Source organism: Kitasatospora sp. NPDC096128 (assembly GCF_040303105.1).
GTDB lineage: Bacteria > Actinomycetota > Actinomycetes > Streptomycetales > Streptomycetaceae > Kitasatospora.
In genome coordinates this window covers 1-4,131 of sequence record NZ_JBEOSP010000111.1, presented here as the reverse complement: position 1 = coordinate 4,131, position 4,131 = coordinate 1, and the positions used below count along the sequence as shown (strand labels likewise).

The following is a 4,131-nucleotide window of genomic DNA, read 5'->3' as shown; positions in this document are numbered from 1 at the left end:
TCCGACAGGAGGCCGTCCACACCCTCCCGGTCCGTGGTGTGGTCGTCCGCGAAACGACGGTCACCCGTCGCGTCCGGCACGTACTTCACACAGACAACGATCCTCAAGCTCACGGCCTTGTCTCCTGTACTGGTCTCGTCCGGCGGCTGCGGCGTGCAAGCGGGCGCGAACACGGCACGCACCCGCTCCGGGCAGCGAGGTTCCCGTGCCGGTCCGGAACTTCCTGGCAGCATACTCGGCGGTAGCGCAGTGGTCACTACTGGCCAGTAGCTTAGGCCGGACGGCCGGCACCGCCGCTTGCGCCCATCCTGCCCCAGTCGGGGACCGGCCCCACCTCACGGGGCGGTGCGAACCGTCCGGAATCCGCTCGCCGACCCCCGCGGCGGCCCGTCACGCCACCCGTCACACCGCCTGGCCGAGCGCCGCGATCACGTCCGCCTTGCGGGGCATCCCCGCCGCCCGGCGCACCACCCGGCCGGCCGCGTCCAGCACCAGGACGGTCGGCGTCCGCAGCACCTCCAGCCGACGGACCAGCTCCAGCTGCGCCTCGGCGTCCACCTCGACGTGCGCGACCCCCTCGACCATGCCCGCCACCTCGGCGAGCAGCCGCCGGGTCGCCCGGCACGGCTGGCAGAAGGCGGTGGAGAACTGCACCAGGGTCGCCCGCTCACCGAGCGGCCCGCCCAGGTCCGTCTCCGACAGCCGTACCGTCCCGTCCTTGATGCGCACCCGCAGCCTCCCGTCGCGCCCTGCCCTCAACAGCCCGAACCCGGTCGCCACCGCCAGCACGACGAGGCACACCACGAGTCCGGTCATCCCCCCAGTCTGCGGCAGCGCGTACGGGCTCCGAAAGGGAGGTCGACCTACCGACACCGGGCCCGTACGATCGGCAGGTGGACTCCGACCGCACCTCCCCGCCGCTGCTGACCGTCCGTCGCGTCGTCGACCCGGGGCCGGTCACCACCACCCGCTGTCGCTGACGCGCCCGCCGCAGCCGCCCGTCGCGACCCTCCCGGAGCTTCCGTGCAGATCGACCCCCGTGGTCCCCGCTTCGCCGCCGTGCTCACCAGCGTGCTGCTGATCGCCGTCCTGATCACCGGGAACGCCGTGCTACTGGCCGTCCAGGCGCTCGTCTTCCTGCTCGGCGCGGCCGGCGGCCCACGCCTCTCGCCGTACAACTGCCTGTTCCACAGCCTCATCGCTCCCCGCCTGCCGCCGCCCACCACGACCGAGGACGAGCGGCCCCTGCGCTTCGCCCAGGGCGGCGGGGCCGTCTTCGCCGTCGTCGGCACCCTCGGCTACCTCACCGGAGTCACCTGGCTCGGTCTGTCGGCCACCGGGTTCGCCCTGGCCGCCGCCTTCCTGAACGCGGTCTTCGGCTACTGCCTGGGCTGCGAGATCTACCCGATCGTCCGCCGTGCCCAGGGCCGCTCGGGCGCGGGGGCCTGACCGCCACCGGGCCCGGCCCCCGAAAAGTTCCCGGCCGGATTCATCACGGAGATCACACCGTGAATATTCGCTTGACCGCACGCCTCAGGTGACAGGGGGCACTCGTTCGGGGGATCATCTCCGTGTATCACCCGTGACCGCCGCGGCGTGCCGTGCTCCGGTCGGCTCCCACGCACGGCTCGGGTACCCGCCGTACCGGGCCTCGGCCCGTGGAAGTCAGGACTGACCGTGGCAGAGTTCGTCTACCCGCCGGTGATCGGCGCCGCACTCACCGCCTTCCGCGCGCTCGACGTGCGGATCAAGATCATCGGTGCCGAGAACATCCCCGCCAGGGGCGGAGCGGTGCTGGTCAGCAACCACATCAGCTACCTCGACTTCCTCTTCGCCGGCCTCGGCGCCTACCGCGGCGGCAAGCGCAAGACCCGCTTCATGGCCAAGGACGACGTCTTCCGGCACAGCATCTCCGGCCCGCTGATGCGCGGCATGAAGCACATCCCGGTCGACCGTACCGACGGCCAGCCCGCCTACGAGGCCGCCGTCCGCGCCCTCAAGGCCGGCGAGGTCGTCGGGGTCTTCCCGGAGGCGACCATCAGCCGCTCGTTCATGCTGAAGAAGTTCAAGACCGGTGCCGCCCGGATGGCCGCCGACTCCGGCGCCCCGCTGCTGCCCGTCATCCTCTGGGGCACCCAGCAGCTCTGGACCAAGGGCCGTCCGAAGACCCTCACCAAGCGCCACGTGCCGGTGACGATCATGATCGGAGAACCGATTCACCTCGGCCCGGGCGACAAGCCCGTGATGGTCACCAGAAAGCTGCGCGCCGCCATGAGCGAGATGCTCGACCGCGCCCAGCGCGAGTACCCCGGCAAGCCCTCCGGCCCCGACGACACCTGGTGGCTGCCCGCCCAGCTCGGCGGCACCGCGCCGACCCTGGAGGTCGCGGAGGCCGAGGACGAGGCCGAGGCCCTCGCCAAGGCCGAGCGCCGCGCCGCCCGGGGTTGATCCGCCCCGCACCCCGGGACGTCCTGCGCCCGCACCCCTTCTACTCCGTGTGACCGAGCGGACGCGTTCCGTCGCGTGTCGCCCGGTCGCCGACACCCTCCGTCTGACACAGTGACAGCTCCTTCCAGGGGTCCCCCTCCTGGAGGCGTCCCGTGCCCCTCCCCAGCGGAGCCGGGGCACACGTCGAAGCGGTCGGAAAGGTCGGAGACGGAGATGACACGGAGCACCGGCACACGGCAGTCCGCCAACAGCAAGGCCCGCATCCGCGCAACCGCCGGTGCGGGCCTCCTGCTTGTGGGCACCCTGCTCACCGGGTGCGGAGCCGAGCCCGGTGACATCCCGCTCTCCGAGATCCGCCCGGAGTCCCCCACCGCCACCCCCGACCCGACCCCGACCCCGGGCGTCGTCGGCGCGGCCAACGCCGAGGCCCGCAACGGACTGATCGTCAGCCGGGCCTACACCGACGCCGCCCGCACCACCAGCGCCATCGTCACCCTCCGCCCGGACGGCGCCGGCCAGCACCAGATCACCCAGCCGCCCGAGCGCGCCCGCGACGACCGCCCCGACTGGGCCCCCGACGGCAGCGCCGTCGTCTTCGACCGCACCGACCCGCAGTCCGGCACCGCCCGCCTCTGGACGGTCACCACCACCGGCGACAACGCCCACCAGATCAGCCAGCTCTGCGACACCAGCAGCGGCACCGCCGACTGCGCCAACGAGGACGAACGTGCCCCCGCCTTCTCCCCGGACGGCAAGCAGCTCGCCTTCAGCCGCTCCTGGGGCGCCCTCGACCAGGCCCACAACAACCAGGTCCAGTACTCGGACCTCTACCTGATGAGCCCCGACGGCACCAACGTCCAGCGGCTCACCTTCCTGACGAACGACAAGCCCCACTCCGGCACCGTCAGCAACCCCAGCTGGTCCCCCGACGGCAAGCAGCTCACCTTCGAGTACCGCACCAGCGCCACCGGACAGCCCGCCAACAGCCGCGCCATCTACGTGGTCGCCGCGGACGGCACCGGGCTCCGCCAGCTCACCCCCTGGGAACTGCGCGCAGGCGACCGCGCGGCCTGGTCCCCCGACGGCAGCCAGATCCTCTTCACCACCTACCCGGCCGGCCCCGACAACGCCCCCGGCGGCGGCATCTACACCGTCCACCCCGACGGCACCGCCATCGGCGCCCTCACCCCGGCCCCCTCCACCGCCTTCTACGGCAGCGCCGCCTACGCGCCCGACGGCAAGTCCATCGTCTTCGCCCAGGCCCCGTCGGGCGCCGGCGCCGACCTCTACAGCATGCGCCCCGACGGTACGGGCGTCGCCCGGCTCACCAACACCGCGGACAAGTGGCTCGACCGGCCGGCCTGGGGTACCGCGGCAGCGCCGGCGGTGCAGGTCGCCCCGTCCGAGGCACCGTCCGAGGCACCGTCCGAGGCACCGTCCGAGGCACCGTCGGCGGCCGCCTCGGCGGGCCCGTCCACGGCGCCTTCGGCAGCGGCCTCGGCCTCGGCAGCGGCCTCGGCGCCGGCTCAGGCCCAGGGGCAGCCGAAGACCGATGACACCCAACCGCAGGACGAGGACGACAACTGAGCGGAAATGCGAAAAGCCCCTGATCCGAAAGGATCAGGGGCTTTTCTGAATGATTGTTCGGCGGCGTCCTACTCTCCCACAGGGTCCCCCCTGCAG

At 72.5% G+C, this 4,131-nt stretch carries 4 protein-coding genes and 1 pseudogene; 3 read left to right on the top strand and 2 right to left on the bottom strand.

Going from position 1 to position 4,131, the window contains the following annotated elements; genetic code table 11:
* Positions 1–113, bottom strand: a pseudogene (locus tag ABTY61_RS41750) (electron transfer flavoprotein subunit beta); the annotation flags it as partial.
* A 289-nt stretch (positions 114–402) separates the two neighbouring features.
* The gene (locus ABTY61_RS41745) at positions 403–816 is read right to left on the bottom strand and encodes a thioredoxin family protein (protein ID WP_350510479.1); all 414 of its coding nucleotides are present in this window, start codon (positions 814–816) and stop codon (positions 403–405) included.
* Positions 817–1,023: 207 nt separating this feature from the next.
* Here ABTY61_RS41745 and ABTY61_RS41740 point away from each other — a divergent pair, with 207 nt between their 5' ends.
* From ABTY61_RS41740 to ABTY61_RS41730, 3 genes are all read left to right on the top strand, one after another.
* The gene (locus ABTY61_RS41740) at positions 1,024–1,449 is read left to right on the top strand and encodes a DUF4395 domain-containing protein (protein WP_350510478.1); all 426 of its coding nucleotides are present in this window, start codon (positions 1,024–1,026) and stop codon (positions 1,447–1,449) included.
* Between the two features lie 228 nt (positions 1,450–1,677).
* Positions 1,678–2,448, top strand: coding sequence for a lysophospholipid acyltransferase family protein (locus tag ABTY61_RS41735; protein ID WP_350510477.1), 771 nt, complete (start codon positions 1,678–1,680; stop codon positions 2,446–2,448).
* A 213-nt stretch (positions 2,449–2,661) separates the two neighbouring features.
* A complete protein-coding gene (locus tag ABTY61_RS41730; RefSeq protein ID WP_350510476.1) occupies positions 2,662–4,035 on the top strand; it encodes a TolB family protein in 1,374 nt (457 codons plus the stop codon).
* Positions 4,036–4,131: the final 96 nt, after the last annotated feature.

Excerpts from the sequence above, each read along its gene's own strand:
- ABTY61_RS41730 (WP_350510476.1), top strand. The coding sequence starts at position 2,662 with ATGACACGGAGCACCGGCACACGGCAGTCCGCCAACAGCAAGGCCCGC.
- ABTY61_RS41745 (WP_350510479.1), bottom strand. The coding sequence starts at position 816 with ATGACCGGACTCGTGGTGTGCCTCGTCGTGCTGGCGGTGGCGACCGGG.